At 66.3% G+C, this 14589-nt stretch carries 15 protein-coding genes; 9 read left to right on the forward strand and 6 right to left on the reverse strand.

The annotated features are described in order from the left end of the window. Window positions 1–1362 (reverse strand): MFS transporter (locus GORHZ_RS21470; protein ID WP_006336793.1); only part of this gene is annotated, 1362 nt, incomplete at its 3' end. 143 nt (window positions 1363–1505) lie between these two features. On the opposite strand from GORHZ_RS21470, the gene GORHZ_RS31280 reads away from it, so the two are divergent. Further along, the gene (locus GORHZ_RS31280; protein WP_165393604.1) at window positions 1506–1646 is read left to right on the forward strand and encodes a hypothetical protein; all 141 of its coding nucleotides are present in this window, start codon (window positions 1506–1508) and stop codon (window positions 1644–1646) included. A 72-nt stretch (window positions 1647–1718) separates the two neighbouring features. Here the strand turns inward: GORHZ_RS31280 and GORHZ_RS21480 are convergent, their stop codons facing one another. Beyond that, a complete protein-coding gene (locus tag GORHZ_RS21480) occupies window positions 1719–2150 on the reverse strand; it encodes a DUF6918 family protein (protein WP_006336795.1) in 432 nt (143 codons plus the stop codon). Window positions 2151–2277: 127 nt separating this feature from the next. Then, a complete protein-coding gene (locus tag GORHZ_RS21485) occupies window positions 2278–3063 on the reverse strand; it encodes a glucose 1-dehydrogenase (protein ID WP_006336797.1) in 786 nt (261 codons plus the stop codon). Between the two features lie 100 nt (window positions 3064–3163). Here GORHZ_RS21485 and GORHZ_RS21490 point away from each other — a divergent pair, with 100 nt between their 5' ends. Continuing rightward, on the forward strand, window positions 3164–3736 hold the full coding sequence (locus GORHZ_RS21490) for a TetR/AcrR family transcriptional regulator (protein WP_006336799.1): 573 nt from the start codon (window positions 3164–3166) through the stop codon (window positions 3734–3736). A 75-nt stretch (window positions 3737–3811) separates the two neighbouring features. Here the strand turns inward: GORHZ_RS21490 and chsH3 are convergent, their stop codons facing one another. Both chsH3 and kstD read right to left on the reverse strand, forming a co-directional pair. Beyond that, window positions 3812–4675, reverse strand: a complete 864-nt coding sequence (gene chsH3, locus GORHZ_RS21495) for an enoyl-CoA hydratase ChsH3 (protein WP_006336800.1) — start codon at window positions 4673–4675, stop codon at window positions 3812–3814. 4 nt (window positions 4676–4679) lie between these two features. Continuing rightward, complete coding sequence (gene kstD, locus GORHZ_RS21500) at window positions 4680–6416, reverse strand: 3-oxosteroid 1-dehydrogenase (RefSeq protein ID WP_006336801.1); 1737 nt, start codon at window positions 6414–6416, stop codon at window positions 4680–4682. A gap of 232 nt (window positions 6417–6648) precedes the next feature. On the opposite strand from kstD, the gene GORHZ_RS21505 reads away from it, so the two are divergent. The 6 genes from GORHZ_RS21505 to GORHZ_RS21530 all read left to right on the forward strand — a co-directional run bounded on the left by GORHZ_RS21505 (window position 6649) and on the right by GORHZ_RS21530 (window position 13252). Beyond that, window positions 6649–7437, forward strand: coding sequence for a 2-keto-4-pentenoate hydratase (locus GORHZ_RS21505; RefSeq protein ID WP_006336802.1), 789 nt, complete (start codon window positions 6649–6651; stop codon window positions 7435–7437). Window positions 7438–7480: 43 nt separating this feature from the next. Continuing rightward, on the forward strand, window positions 7481–8386 hold the full coding sequence (locus GORHZ_RS21510; RefSeq protein WP_006336809.1) for an acetaldehyde dehydrogenase (acetylating): 906 nt from the start codon (window positions 7481–7483) through the stop codon (window positions 8384–8386). Next, the gene (dmpG, locus tag GORHZ_RS21515) at window positions 8383–9459 is read left to right on the forward strand and encodes a 4-hydroxy-2-oxovalerate aldolase (protein ID WP_006336811.1); all 1077 of its coding nucleotides are present in this window, start codon (window positions 8383–8385) and stop codon (window positions 9457–9459) included. The genes GORHZ_RS21510 and dmpG overlap by 4 nt, the downstream gene beginning before the upstream one ends. 156 nt (window positions 9460–9615) lie before the next feature. Further along, window positions 9616–10674, forward strand: a complete 1059-nt coding sequence (locus GORHZ_RS21520) for an acyl-CoA dehydrogenase family protein (RefSeq protein WP_006336813.1) — start codon at window positions 9616–9618, stop codon at window positions 10672–10674. A 49-nt stretch (window positions 10675–10723) separates the two neighbouring features. After that, window positions 10724–12376: a thiolase C-terminal domain-containing protein gene (locus GORHZ_RS21525; protein WP_006336815.1), complete on the forward strand. Its 1653-nt coding sequence runs from the start codon at window positions 10724–10726 to the stop codon at window positions 12374–12376. Between the two features lie 78 nt (window positions 12377–12454). After that, on the forward strand, window positions 12455–13252 hold the full coding sequence (locus GORHZ_RS21530; RefSeq protein WP_006336817.1) for a FadR/GntR family transcriptional regulator: 798 nt from the start codon (window positions 12455–12457) through the stop codon (window positions 13250–13252). A gap of 54 nt (window positions 13253–13306) precedes the next feature. On the opposite strand, the gene GORHZ_RS21535 is transcribed toward GORHZ_RS21530, so the two are convergent. Then, a complete protein-coding gene (locus GORHZ_RS21535; protein WP_006336818.1) occupies window positions 13307–14065 on the reverse strand; it encodes an SDR family NAD(P)-dependent oxidoreductase in 759 nt (252 codons plus the stop codon). A 194-nt stretch (window positions 14066–14259) separates the two neighbouring features. On the opposite strand from GORHZ_RS21535, the gene GORHZ_RS21540 reads away from it, so the two are divergent. Then, window positions 14260–14589, forward strand: a 330-nt coding sequence (locus GORHZ_RS21540) for an AMP-binding protein (protein ID WP_006336819.1), incomplete at its 3' end; no start/stop codon positions are given.

The following is a 14589-nucleotide window of genomic DNA, read 5'->3' on the forward strand; positions in this document are numbered from 1 at the left end:
CTGTTCGCCCATCGCGGTTAGCTGCGCCTGTGCGGAGTCGGCGACCGGACCGATCCGGGATGCGTAGCCGGCCGCCATGATGCTGCCGGCGATCGCGATGCCGATCGCCGCGCCGATCTCGCGCGCGGTGTCGTTGACCGCCGACCCCACCCCCTGGTTACCCAGCGGAGTGTTGGCCATGATGGCCGTCGTCGACGGTGCGGTGGCGAGACCGATGCCGATGGCGCAGATGACCAGCGTCCACGTCAGGCTCAGATACGTGTCGAAGTGGATCGCCCCGAGCAGGACGATCCCGAGCCCCGCGACGAGGATGCCGCCGGCGAGGACGAATCTCAGCGAGTGGAACCGCACCGCGACCCAGTTGCCGAACAGAGCGAAGATCCCGACGCCGACGACCAGCGGCATCATCGCGAACGCCGACTGCAGGGCCGTGAAACCGAACACCAACTGGAACTGCTGCAGGATCAGGAAGAAGACCCCGAAGCTGGCGAAGAACTGCATCATCACCGACAGCGAACCGGAACCGAAGGCGCGATTGGTGAACAGCCGGACATCGAGTAGTGGTGAGGTCCTGCGCAGTTCCAGGACGCAGAACACCGCCACCAGCGCCACCCCGCCGACGAGACAGACGAGAACGAGCGGATCGCCCCAACCGCGGTGCGGCGCTTCGAGCAGTCCGAGCACGATGCCCATCACCGCCAGGATCGACGTCACCGAACCCCCGACGTCGAAGCTTCCGGGGTCGTGGTCCTTCGACGTCCCGATCGTCAGGCACAGGGTTCCGGTCAGGACGGCGGAGGCGGCAAAGGTGATGAAGATCGACTGCCAGGAGAAGAACTCGAGCAGGACGCCGGTCACGAGGAAGCCGGCGAGCGCGCCGGCGCCCGCGACCGCCGCCCAGATGCTCACACCGATGTGGCGTTTGGATTCCGGGACACCCGCGGTGATCAGTGACAGCGTCGTCGGCATGATCAGGGCCGCGCCCGCCCCGGCAACGATGCGGGTGGCGATGAGTTGGGTGGGGGAGTCGGTCCAGACCGGCAGCAGGGAAGCGACCGCGAACACCGCCAGACCGACGATGAGTACCCCGCGTCGCCCGAAACGATCGCCGATCGCCCCGGCGGGCAGGAGCAGCGCCGCCAGCGCCAGCGTGTAGCCATCGACGATCCAGGTCATCTGGTTCGAATCGGCGCCCGTGTCGATCGCGATGTCGGGCAGCGCGGTGTTGAGTGCGGCCATCGCGGCGACGACCATGCTGACCGCAGCGCATGCGATGAGGATGAGCCAGGCGGAGTGCAGGTCCAGGCCGGCGATGGTGCGCTGGTGGGATGGATCAGGCGTCGCGGGCCATTTCATCGCCATCCCTCGAGGATCTCAGATCACGGCGTTGCCCGTTCGTGATGCGACACGCGTCTCGAGGTACTGCCGGTTCCGCCAGCACATGTGACACATTTATCACTGTAGTAACAGCCGGAATCGACCCGGACAACCGAAAGCGGGAGATCATGGCCTCACACCAGGTCACCTCTTCATCACGAACCGACTACTGTCCTGCGCGCGTGCATGTGTGGCGTGTGCTGTCGATGCTCGCGGCGCTCGTCGCGGTCGTCGTCGGCCTTCTCGTCATCGTCACGTCGGCCGCCTGACGAACCACAAACGGCCGCCGAGCTGCTGCTCGACGGCCGATGGGTGGATCGCTGCGGAAGGCGCGGACTCGCTCAGCCCGCGTGCTTTTCGATCACCGCGCCGACTCGGGGCAATGCCGTGCTGACATGTCCCTTGCCCTTGCCGCGCAGGGAACCGTAGACCTTGGCCAGCGCAGGATTGGCGGTGGCGGCCTGATCGTCGGTCACCGTCAGCAGTGCCTCCGACGCGGCGTCGGCATTCGCGGTCAGGTGATCCGGGAACGACACTCCGGCCGGACGCGAATCCCACAGCGGCGCGAGAGCCGCGAGGAAATCGGGCAGCATGTGGTTCGTCGCCGACGTGATGACACCCGGCTTGAACTTCTGTGCCGCCGCGTAGGCGGTCTTCACGGCGGCACCGCCGAGGCCCTTCTTGTCCGACACCTCGGCGTCGATCACGCCGACGAGATCGGCGACGACGCCGTCGCGGTCGGTGTCGAGCAGGGACTGCAGGGAATCGCTCATGTGTTCTCCTCGCGGGGGCCCGGTCTTTGCCGGGATCGACAGCGGTTGGTCCGCGTCGACCTTACTGGGTGCCCGGTGTGTCGAGGCGGCGACACATCTGTGCGACCGCTGTGGTTCGCACCACCGATCAGTACTTCTCGGACTGCCCGCCGTCGATGGCGATGGTGGTCGCATTGATGAACGTCGCCTGATCCGACAGCAGGAAGGCGGCGAGGTGACCCACCTCTTCGGGGCGGCCGAAGCGCTGCATCGGGTTGACGCTGACGAACTGCTTGCCGACCTCTTCCCAGTTGTCGGGGTCGATCTGCTTGAGGGAGCCCTCCACCATCGGAGTCATGATCGCGCCGGGTGCGATCGCGGTGACCCGCACACCGAACTGGCCGTATTCGATGCCCGAGTTGCGGGTCAGGCCGACGACGCCGTGCTTCGCAGCGGCGTAGCCGGACTGGTTCCCGACGCCGCGGATGCCGCCGACCGAGGCGGTGTTCACGACGCTGCCCGAGCCCTGCTTCTTCATCACCGGGAGGACGTACTTCTGGCCGAGGAATACTCCGCGCAGGTTGATCGCGACGACCTTGTCGAACTCGTCGGTGCCGAAATCCTCGGTGAGGTTCTGCTTGCCCTCGATGCCGGCGTTGTTGAAGAAGCCGTCGATGCGGCCAAAGGTCTCGACGGTCTGGTCGACGTAGTTCTTGACGTCTTCTTCCTTGCTGACGTCGGCGACGATCTGGATGACCTTGGCGGCCGAGGCGACGGCGGCCACGTCGGCGGCGGCCTCTTGCAGACCCTTCTCGCTGACGTCGACAAGAGCCAGCGCGGCGCCCTCGGAGGCCACCTGGATGGCGGCCGCCCGACCGAGGCCGGAGCCGGCGCCGGTGATGAGGACGACCTTGTCGGTGAATCGTGCGGTCATGGGACAACCTTCTTTCCTGAATACGGTCGGCCCGTCCGATGGCGGGTCGTACACTCCACATTAACGAAACGCATCGTTCCGTTATTTCTGAGGGGGAACCATGACCGACCAGCAGCCCACGCGCGGCCGCGGCCGCCCACGCGATCCCGTCCTGGACGAGCGGATTCTCCGGGCGACGCGGGCACTTGTCGCTGAGGTGGGCTATCACCGCGTGAGTATGGAATCGATCGCAGCGCGGGCCGGGGTGGGGAAGGCGACGTTGTATCGGCGATGGCCGACGAAGGCGGATGTGATCACCGATGCCTTCCGCAGCGAACTGGCGGCGCCACCGACCCCCGACACCGGCTCGGTCCCCCACGACGCGCTCGACCATCTGCGCGAACTCGTGCATACCCTGACGTTGCTGGGGGACCCGTCGGTGGTCGCCGGAGCGCTCGCCGAACGAGGCGAGGCCGGGCAGACCGAACTGCGCGAATTGCTCGCTGTCCGGGCTGACGCGGGTATGGAACTCCTGCAGCGCGGGATCGCCCGCGGTGAGCTGCCCCGGACGCTGCCCGTGCGGACCGTCGTCGACCAGTGGGCCGGATATCTGCTTTACCGCATCGTCTTCGTGCAGGAGGTGCCGACCGACGATGACCTGCGTGTCCTCGTCGATCTGCTGCCGGTGGGCTGATCGTCGCGGGTCCGCTCCCTCATTACGTTCGCGCTGCGTCGATCGAGGGAGCGCGAACGGAAGGAGGGAGCGCGTTCACCTCGCCACTGACAGCACCACGTTGCCCAGGGCTGCCGCACCGTCCCGATCGGCCACCGAGGCGGTGACGAGGAGGTCATCGCCCTCGTCCCAGACCGCCACGTCCAGCGTCTCCCCGGGGAAGACCACGCCGGCGAAACCCGCCGAGTACGCCTGCACCGCGGTCACGTCGCCGTCGAGAACGCTGTCGGTGACCGCGCGGCACACCAAACCGTAGGTGCACAGACCGTGCAGGATCGGCCGCGGAAATCCCGCCGCAGCAGCGAATTCCGGGTTCGAGTGCAGCGGGTTCCGATCTCCGCACAGGCGATAGAGCAGCGCCTGGTTCGGCAGCGTCGGCACGGACAGTCGATGGTCGGGTGCACGATCCGGGTAGCTCACCTTCGACGACGAGCCGCGTTCGCCCCCGAATCCGCCCTCGCCCTTGGCGAAGATCGACGACCGCGCGGTCCACAACGGTTCGCCCGCATCGTCGATCGTGACCGATTCCTGGATGACCACCGCCGCCGAACCCTTGTCCTGGACCTCGACGATCCGGGTCCGGGTGGTCGCGTTCCCGCTCGCCGGCAACGGCCGATGCGCCGTGACCTGCTGGCTGCCGTGCACCACCTTCGCCAGGTCGATGTCGATGCCCGGGAACGAGATTTTCGGTGCCTCGGTGGCGTGGAACGATGCCGCGACGGTGGCGAATGTCGGCAACACCTTGGGGGACACGTCATCGACGTAGGCGAGGCCGGCGAGGTCCATCGGGTCGGCGGCCGCGCCGACCGCGAGGTGATAGAGCGCGACGTCGGAGGCCGACCATTCGAAGGAGACCTCGGGGAGTTCGGCGCCGACGGCCACGGACGGATCGATGGGCACGGTGTCAGGCTCCTGTCGTGGTGGTGGTCGGGGCGATCTTCGCCTTGGCGGCCGCGTCGAGGGCGGCCAGGTAGCCGAAGACCAACGCAGGACCGATGGTAGCGCCCGGCCCGGCGTATGTGTGGCCCATGACCGGTGCGCTGGTGTTGCCGGCGGCGTAGAGTCCCATGATCACCGAACCGTCGGCGCGCAACGCGCGACCGGCGGCGTCGGTGTCGATGCCGCCCTTGGTGCCGAGGTCGCCGGGCACCATCTTGACCGCGTAGAACGGGGCCTTCGTGAGCACACCGAGGCTGGGGTTCGGCTTGTTGGTGGTGTCGCCGTAGTAGTGGTCGTAGCCGCTCTCGCCGCGATGGAAGTCGGCGTCCACACCGGAGCGCGCGAAACCGTTGAACCTCTGCGTGGTCCGGTCGAGGGCATCGGCCGGAACCCCGATCTTCTCGGCCAACTCGCCGATACTGTCGGCCTTCGCCACCACGCCCGACTCGAACCACCTCTTCGGAAGAGGCTGACGCGCATTGACTCCCGCGAACAGATAGCGGTTACGGCAGGTCTGGTCGAAGATGAGCCAGGCCGGTACGTTCGCCCCGGCGCCCTCGCCCTGGCCGAACTCGCCGCCGTACATCTGGTGGACCGCCTCGACGTAGGGTAGCGACTCGTTCATGAATCGCTCGCCGCGCTCGTTGACCATGATGGTTCCCGGAACCGCCCGCTCCGACAACGCGAACCACGGACCGCGCGGCAGCGGGATCGTCGGACCCCACCAGGCGTCGTCCATCAACGACACCGACGCTCCGATCTTGAGGCCCGCGTTGATTCCGTCGCCGGTGTTCGACGGTGCGCCGGTCGTCCAGTCGGACCCGATCGGCTCACGCTGATACTTCCGGCGCATCTCCGGATTGTTCTCGAAGCCGCCGCACGCCAGGATCACGCCATGGCGCGCACGGATCGGGAAGGTCTTCCCATCCGATTCGGCCAGCACGCCGACGACCCGGCCGTCCTCGGTGATCAGGTCGGTCAGGCCGGTGTTCAGCCGCAGTGGAACCCCCAGTTGCCGGACGCCGAGCAGCAGTTCGGCGGCCAGGGCCGCACCCATCGCGATCAGCTTTTTGCCGCGGGTCCGGGCCCAGAAGAACCGGATGCCCACCTTGGCCATGCGCACCGGACCGCGCCAGTGACGCAGGCCGGTGTTGAGCCAGCGGTAGTCCGACTGCAGCACGACCATGTTCAGCGGCGCCTTGGTGTATTGCGGGTGCAGCGTCTTGAGGTCGTCGCCGAGGCGGCGGGCGTCGAACGGACGTGGCTCCACCGATCGGCCGCCGAGGCGACCGCCGGGAGCCTCGGGGTAGTAGTCCGAGTAGTTCTTCACCCATTCGAGGTCGAGGGGCGCATGCTTCATCAGGAAGTCGAGCGCCTCGGGGCCTCGGTCGATGTAAGCGTCGATCCGCTCGGGCGCGGTGTGCTCGCCGATGATGGCGTGCACGTATTTTCGGGCCTTCTCCGTGGTGTCGTCGACGCCGTCTCGCTGCAGGACCGAATTGTTGGGAATCCATACTCCGCCGCCCGACCGTGACGTCGAGCCACCCCAGTACGGGGACTTCTCGATGATGACGGTGTCGAGGCCGCTCGCCGCTGCGGTGATCGCCGCGCTCAGGCCCGCGGCACCCGCACCCACGACGATGACGTCGTAGGTCTCGGGGCTGTCGGTGGTCTGTTCTGTCGGTTCGGTCGCGCCGGCCATGAAGGTCCCTTCGTGCACCACGGATGGAACGTGTTCTCACCGTGAATTAGAACACGTTCCAGAAATGGGGCGCCACCCCGTAGCGCCCCGCCCTCTGCTCGCAGACGTAGCGAGAAACGTCGGTGGGCGACGATTTCGGCTACGTCTGATGTCGCGGCCCCGAGTGGGCGTGTCGCGAATGTGGAACATGTTCTAAAGTAGAACACGTTCACCTGATGAAGGAGCACTCTCAATGGCTGTCGACCAGGCAATTCGGGAGCAGATTGCGGCTGATCTCTGGACTGCCGAACACACCGCGACTGCGATCGACCGGCCGACGGATAGCTACCCCGACCTCGATGTCGTGGACGCGTACGAGATCCAGTTGATCAACATCGGCAAGCGGCTGGCCGCGGGCGCGACGGTCGCCGGTCACAAGGTGGGCCTGGCGTCGGAGGCCATGCAGAAGATGATGGGTGTCGACGAGCCCGACTATGGGCATCTGCTCGATGAGATGCAATTCTTCGAGTCGACCCCCATCGACGCGAAAAGACTGTGCTTTCCGCGCGTGGAGGTGGAGGTCGGGTTCATCCTGGGCCAGGATCTGCCCGGTGAGGGGTGCACGAACGACGACGTGATCGAGGCAGTGGAGTGGGTGGTGCCGTCGATCGAGTTGATCGACTCGCGGATCAGGGATTGGCAGATCACCCTGTGTGACACCATCGCCGACAACGCGTCGTCGTGTGGCTGGATTCTGGGGGAGCAGCGGGTCCCGATCAGTGAGATCGACACCGGCGATGTCGATGCGGTGTTGCATCGTAATGGGGAGGTCGTCGCGAAGGGGAATTCGTCGGCGGTGTTGGGGCATCCGTTGAATGCGGTGTCGTGGCTGGCACGGAAGGTGGACTCATTCGGGGTGCGGCTGCGCAAGGGCGATCTGATCCTGCCCGGAACGGCGACGCGGGCGATCGACGTCGCCTCGGGTGATCACTTCGTCGCCGAGTTCGCCGGCCTGGGGTCGGTCACCCTCGACTTCGATTGATCTACAGCAACTTTGATATTTCAACCACACGGAGGAGGCGTACGTGGCGGCGAAGCTGACCGCAGCGATCATCGGGTCGGGCAACATCGGCACCGATCTGATGTACAAGTTGGAACGATCCGAGGTGCTCGAGCCGCGATGGATGGTCGGCATCGATGCCGACTCCGAGGGCATGAAGCGGGCCGCCGACCACGGGCTGATCACGATGAGTGGGGGGGCCGACGAGCTGCTCGGTTCGTCAGAGAAGCCCGATCTGATCTTCGAGGCGACCTCGGCGTATGTGCATCGCGAGTACGCACCGAAATATGAGGCCGCTGGGATCACCGCGGTAGACCTCACGCCTGCTGCGGTGGGGCCGGCGGTGGTGCCGTCGGCGAATCTGCGGGAACACCTCGATGCGCCGAACACGAACATGATCACGTGCGGTGGGCAGGCGACGATCCCGATGGTGCACGCGGTGTCGTCGGTGGTGGCGGTGCCGTACGCGGAGATCGTCGCATCGGTGGCGTCGGTGTCGGCCGGACCGGGCACGCGGGCGAACATCGACGAGTTCACCCGCACCACGTCGCGGGGCATCGAGACCATCGGTGGCGCCGAGCGGGGCAAGGCGATCATCATCCTGAATCCGGCGGATCCGCCGATGATCATGCGCGACACCATCTTCTGCGCCATCCCCGATGACGCGGACACGGATGCGATCGCGGAGTCGATCCACCAACGCGAGAAGGAGATCCAGCAGTATGTGCCGGGTTACCGGCTGTTGCAGGACCCCCAGTTCGACCCGCCGAGTGTGATCAACGGCGGCTACGCGCGTGTCTCGATCTTCGTGGAGGTGGAGGGTGCCGGAGATTTCCTCCCGCCCTACGCCGGCAACCTGGACATCATGACCGCCGCCGCGACCAAGGTCGGCGAAGAGATCGCGAAGCAGAAGTTGGGAGCCTCGGCATGAGCATCACCCAGGACTCGTTGATGGCGAACGCCCGCAAGTATTCCGACGCCCTCGATATCCGCATCACCGATTCGTCATTGCGGGACGGCTCCCATCACAAGCGACACCAGTTCACCGAAGCCGACGTGCGGACGATCGTCGGTGCGCTCGACGACGCGGGTGTGCCGGTCATCGAGGTCACCCACGGTGACGGGCTGGGCGGGTCGTCGTTCAACTACGGCTTCTCCAAAACCCCGGAGCAGCAATTGATCAAGGCGGCTGCCGAGACGGCGAAGCGAGCCAAGATCGCCTTCCTGATGCTGCCCGGTCTGGGCACCAAGGACGACATCCGCGCTGCACAGGACAACGGCGGCCAGATCTGCCGGATCGCGACACACTGCACCGAGGCCGATGTGTCGATCCAGCATTTCGGGCTGGCGCGCGATCTCGGGCTAGAAACCGTCGGGTTCTTGATGATGAGCCACAGCCAGCCGCCGGAAGTCCTTGCCCAGCAGGCGCGGATCATGGCCGATGCGGGATGCCAGTGCGTGTACGTCGTCGACTCGGCCGGCGCATTGGTGTTGGAGGACGTGACCGTCCGGGTACAGGCGCTGGTCGCCGAACTCGGCGACGACGCGATGGTCGGCTTCCACGGGCACGAGAATCTGGATATCGCGGTGGCCAATTCCATCAATGCGATCCGGGCCGGCGCGCAGCAGATCGACGGGTCGATCCGCCGGTTCGGAGCGGGGGCGGGGAACACGCCGACCGAGGCGCTGGTCGCGGTGTGCGACAAACTCGGCATCCGCACCGGGGTGGACTTCATGAAGATCGCGGACGCCGCGCAGGACGTGGTGCGTCCGGTCATGCCCACCGAGTGCCTCGTCGACCGCTCGTCGATGATGATGGGTTACGCGGGGTGCTACTCGAGCTTCCTCAAGCACGCCGAGGGGCATGCCGAGCGTTACAACGTGTCTGCCGCCGACATCCTCATCGAGGCGGGCAACCGGAAGCTCGTCGGTGGACAAGAAGACCAGCTCATCGATATCGCCCTTGAACTCAGGAAGAAGCAGGACGCCAACGCCGGGGTTTGAAGCCCCACACCCCGACGCGGGTCGCATCGACGTCTCGCCGGTCCTCGACCGGCCACCGACATCGACGCGACTCGCGTTAGTCGTTCTGCCCGACGTCTCCCCGGGCAGCACCACAACATGGTTAACTATGTGTGATAAGAGGTTGAAGGAGGGCTCATGGATTTCGCATTGAGCACCGAGCAGCAGGATCTGGCCGACGTGGAGCGCGCCTGGCTGCAGAAGCACGATCCGATCCTGGCGCGACGAGAATCCGTCGACGACTCACCCGCCCGGATCACGGCTGCGGTGCGCAAGCACGTCGTCGAATCCGGATTGGCGGGACTGCTCACCACGGCAGTCGGCGCCACCCACGTCGATCTACTGGTGCTGGCCGAGGCGCACGGTTGGGCGGGGAGCGCGCTGCCGCTGGCCGAGATGGCCATCGCTGCACGGCTACTCGAGGACATCGCACATCCGTGCGCCGCCGCCGCGGCAGAATGCACCGAAGTCGCGCTCTCGGTATCGCAAACGCCCGGACTTCGGGTGGCCGTCGACGGCGACACGCTCCGCGTCGTCGGCCGCAGCGCCCCGGTCACCGGACTCGTCGATGCCGACCGAATCGTGCTGGTGGCACACACCGATGATGGCCGGGAAGTGGGGGTCGTGATCTCCGTGGCCGACATCGACATCACGGTTCTCGAGACACTCGACCTCTTGCGTTCGTGGGCGGTCATCGACTTCGATGTCACCGTGGACGCCGGCGACTGGGCAACGCTGATCGACGGCTCAGCTGCTGAACTCGCGGATCAACTTGCGACCTTCCGCGCTGTCGACGCGCTGGGCTGTGCCGACCGTCTTCTCGGAATGGCAATCGAGTATGCCGGGCAGCGTACGCAATTCGGCCAACCGATCGGCGCCTTCCAGGCCGTGAAGCACCACGTGGCGAACATGGCGCTGTGGGTGGAGGCGTCAAGATCGATTCTCTGGCGGGCTGCCCTCGCGCTCGACGAGGACTCCGGTACCGATCGGGCACGTGCGATCGCCGCGGCCGTGGCCTACACCTGCAAGAGTGCAAGCGACACCGGCCAACTCGCGCTGCAAGTCCACGGCGGAATCGGCTTCACCTGGGAACACGACGTCCATCTACTCGTCAGACGGATCAAGGTCGATGAACTCCTCGACGGCACGGTCGCCGACCACCGGCAGCGCATCGTCGAACTCCACCCGGCCGGGTGAGGAACCACCAGCCGAACCGCCAGACCACATCGTCGAACCAAAGGACCAGATGCCCACGCCGACCGGCCGCCCCTTGCCGCAGCCCACGCTACGTTCCTCGGACTTCTGGGCCTCCGGCGCCGATGGCGTGCTGCGGATCGCCCGATGCGAGCGGTGTGACCGCCTCACTCATCCAAGGCCGCCGATCTGCCCGCACTGCCGCAGCCACGACATCACCATGAGCCCGGTCTCGGGCCGCGGTGTGGTTGTCGCGGTCACGGTGAACGAACAGCAGTGGCTGCCGACTTGTCCACCGCCCTATTTCATCGCGATCGTTGCGCTCGAGGAGGATTCGGCCGCGCGGCTGACCACCAACATCGTCGGCTGCGATCCAGGTGACGTGCGGATCGGGACTCGTGTCCGCGTGCGGTTCGAACAGGCGGCCGACGACATCTGGCTCCACCTGTTCGAAGTCGATTCCGAACACCCGGACGAGGGCCCGGTGCCCGAGCCCGACGACCTGACCCCGCGAGTGCGGCCCAGGGCAACGTCGAGCAAGCTCGAGGATCGCGTGGCCATCACCGGAATCGGACAGTCCGAGGTGGGCAGGCGTCTGATGGTCGATCCCCTGACTCTCACCGTCGACGCCTGCGAGGCGGCGATCGCCGACGCGGGTCTACGCCTCGAAGACATCGACGGGCTGTCCACCTATCCCGGCGGCCCGATCGGCGGTGGCCTGACCGAGGGCGGGACGATGCCCGTCGAAGAGATCCTGCGGATCCGACCGACCTGGGTCAGTGGCGGCAACGAATTCCCAGGGCAGAACGGTTCGATCATCGCGGCGATGCTGGCGGTCGCGTCGGGCCTGTGCCGCCATGTCCTGTGCTATCGAACGGTGTGGGAGAGCTCGCACGCGTCGCTGGTCCGAGACGGCCGGTGGCATGCTCCCGACGCACGCGCGACAGGGATGATGGAGGGCCGCGCGCCCTACGGTGCGATGTCGCCGGCGAACTGGATCGCTTTGTGTGCCAGTCACTATTTCCATCGGTACGGCGGAGATCGGGCGACGCTGGGCGCGATCGCGGTGACCGCGCGACAGCATGCCGCCGAGAATCCCGAGGCGGTGTATCGCGACCCGATCACCATCGACGATTACCTCGATGCGCGCATGATCTCGAGCCCGTTCGGGCTGTACGACTGCGACGTACCGGTCGACGGTGCTGTCGCCGTGGTTGTCTCGTCGATCGACTACGCGGCCGAAGGTCCGAACCCGCCGGTGTTCGTCGAAGCCGTCGGCACTCAGATCATGGAAACGCTGTCGTGGGATCAGGGGACCCTGACGCACCTTCCGCAATCCCTGGGCCCGTCGAAGCACCTCTGGTCCCGGACCGACTGCACGCCCGACGACGTCGACGTCGCCCTGCTCTACGACGGTTTCACCTTCAATGCGCTGTCGTGGCTCGAAGGCCTCGGCTTCTGCGAACTCGGCGGAGCTGCGGACTTCATCGGCGACGGAAGTGCGATCGCGCTCGGTGGCCGGTTGCCGGTGAATCCGCACGGAGGTCAGCTCTCGGCCGGCCGACTGCACGGGTACGGGTTCGTTCGCGAGGCGGTTCTGCAGTTGCGCGGTCAGGCGCGGGGGCGCCAGGTGCCCGACGCGGACCTTGCTGTGGTCACCGCAGGTGGCGGTGTGCCGTCGGGTGCAATGCTGCTCCGTCGATGAGTCAAATGTCGAGGTCACTCGTGTTGCTCGCGGTGAGGTAACTTAACAAGTGAACGTTGTCGATGAGAGGACCCGTACGTGACCGACAACTCCCTGGCTGCGATCTTCGCGACGCGTCCCGATGGTGAGCGCGGAATCCGGACTCCGAAGACCGCCGAGCTGGTCGCGCGGAAACTGCGCAGCATGATCGTCGACGGCGAGCTGTCGGCGGACGACCATCTGCCCAATGAGGCCGAGTTGATGGAGTTGTTCTCGGTCAGCCGCCCGACGCTGCGCGAGGCGATCCGGGTGCTCGAGGCCGAGCGGCTCGTCGAGGTTCGCCGTGGGTCGCGCTCCGGGGCCAAGGTGTGTATCCCCGGCCCGGAAGTCGTGGCGCGTCCGGCGTCGTTGCTGCTGGAGTTGGCCGGCGCCACCGTCGCCGATGTGTACCGGGCGCTCGAGGCCGTCGAGCCCGCGGCGGCCCGATTGCTCGCCGAGGAGGGCGACGACGCGGCCTTTGATGAGCTCGAGCGGTTCGTCGACGAAGTCGTGCCCGACGAGTATGCCTCCGGGCAGTTCGGTCGCGCGGCCGCCGAGTTCCATTCGCTCATGGTGCAACTGTCGGGCAGCCCGACCCTGGCGCTGATCTCGGGCATGGTGCACGAGATCTTCGAGCGCAATCACGTCGACTTCGCGCAGCAGAATGTGAATCGCGATCGTGCGCAACACGAGTCGAACTACAAGCTGTTCGTCCGCTCCCAGCGGAGGTTCATCAAGTTGCTCCGCGCCCGCGACGGTGCCGGCGCATTCACGCACTGGCAGAAGCACATGGTTGTGGCGCGCGAGTTCGTCATGCTCGGCCGCGAAGAACTCCGGGTCCAGGATTTGTTGGACTGATAGACATCGGCGGTACTTTCGACGGTCAAGGAGAACCGTTGCGCGGGCCGACGGTCAGCGCGGTGCGAAACGCTGCCCGGCGTCGAGTCGCAGGCACTGCCCGTTGAGCATCGGATTGTCGACGATGGCCAGCGCGAGCTTGGCGTACTCGGTCGGACGTCCCATCCGTTTGGGGAAGGCCGCGTCTTTCACCAGCGGGGCCACCTGTTCCCCGGTGAAGGCGGCGGTGGCCCCGGTCGCGAACAAACTCGGCGCAATCGCGACGACGCGAATGCCGAGCGGCCCGAGATCGCGCGCCATGACCAGAGCGCTACCAGCGATCCCCGCCTTGGCCGCGGCGTAGGCGACCTGTCCGATCTGACCTTCGAAGGCCGCGAGTGACGACGTGTTCACGATGACCCCCCGCTCGTCGTCGACGGGTTCGTTGGCGCTCATGTGCAGCGCCTGCAGCCGGTTCAGATTGAAGGTCGCGACCAGGTTCAGATCGATGACCTGCCGGAAGAGGTCGAGATCGTGTGGGCCGTTGCGGCCGAGTGTCTTCTGGACCTTTCCGCCGCCTGCTGTGTTCACCGCGATATGTAGTCCGCCCAGGTCGGCGACGGCGGCCGCGAGAACGCTCTCCACGCCGGAGAAGTCGGTGATGTCCACGGCATGGAATACCCCGTCGATGGCCGCCGCGACGTCCTTACCGTCGCTGCCCTCGCGGTCCAGAACGGCCACGCGGGCGCCGGCCGCGGCCAGGGCTTCCGCGGTGGCACGCCCCATTCCCGACGCTCCACCCACCACGACGGCCTTCTTGCCCGAGACTTCCATCGGAGAACCTCCTCGTACGGCGACGTGCGCTACCCGCAGCACGCCGAGGGTTTGGCGATCTACTTATCATACTATCTAAACTATGTGAGATACTTCGGTGGTGTCCCACAGAACGGCATGAGGCCTGTGGGATGTGAGCCATCGCGCGATGATGCCACCGGAACGGCATTACCGGACAGGGGAGTTGCTTTCAGATGAGTATCGGGTTGTTGCTGGAGATGGCTGCGGACGGCTTCGGGGAGCGGACCGTGATCGGCCCCCGAGAGTCGGGGATCACCGCGGCTCGGTTGCGCTCCATGGCCGACGCCGGCGGCGCGGCCATCCGGGAGCGCAACGCCGAAGCGGTTGTCTACCTGGCCGTCAACGGTCCGGCGTTCCCCGTGGCGATTTTCGCGGCCTCCCGCGCCGGCGTCCCACTGGTGCCGGTCAACTACCGCCTGGGATCCGAGCAGCTCGACGGATTACTCGCGCAGCATCCCGCTGCGTTCGGCATCGCCGATCCCGAACATGTGCACGTCCTGGAG

The organism is Gordonia rhizosphera NBRC 16068 (assembly GCF_000298195.1).
GTDB lineage: Bacteria > Actinomycetota > Actinomycetes > Mycobacteriales > Mycobacteriaceae > Gordonia > Gordonia rhizosphera.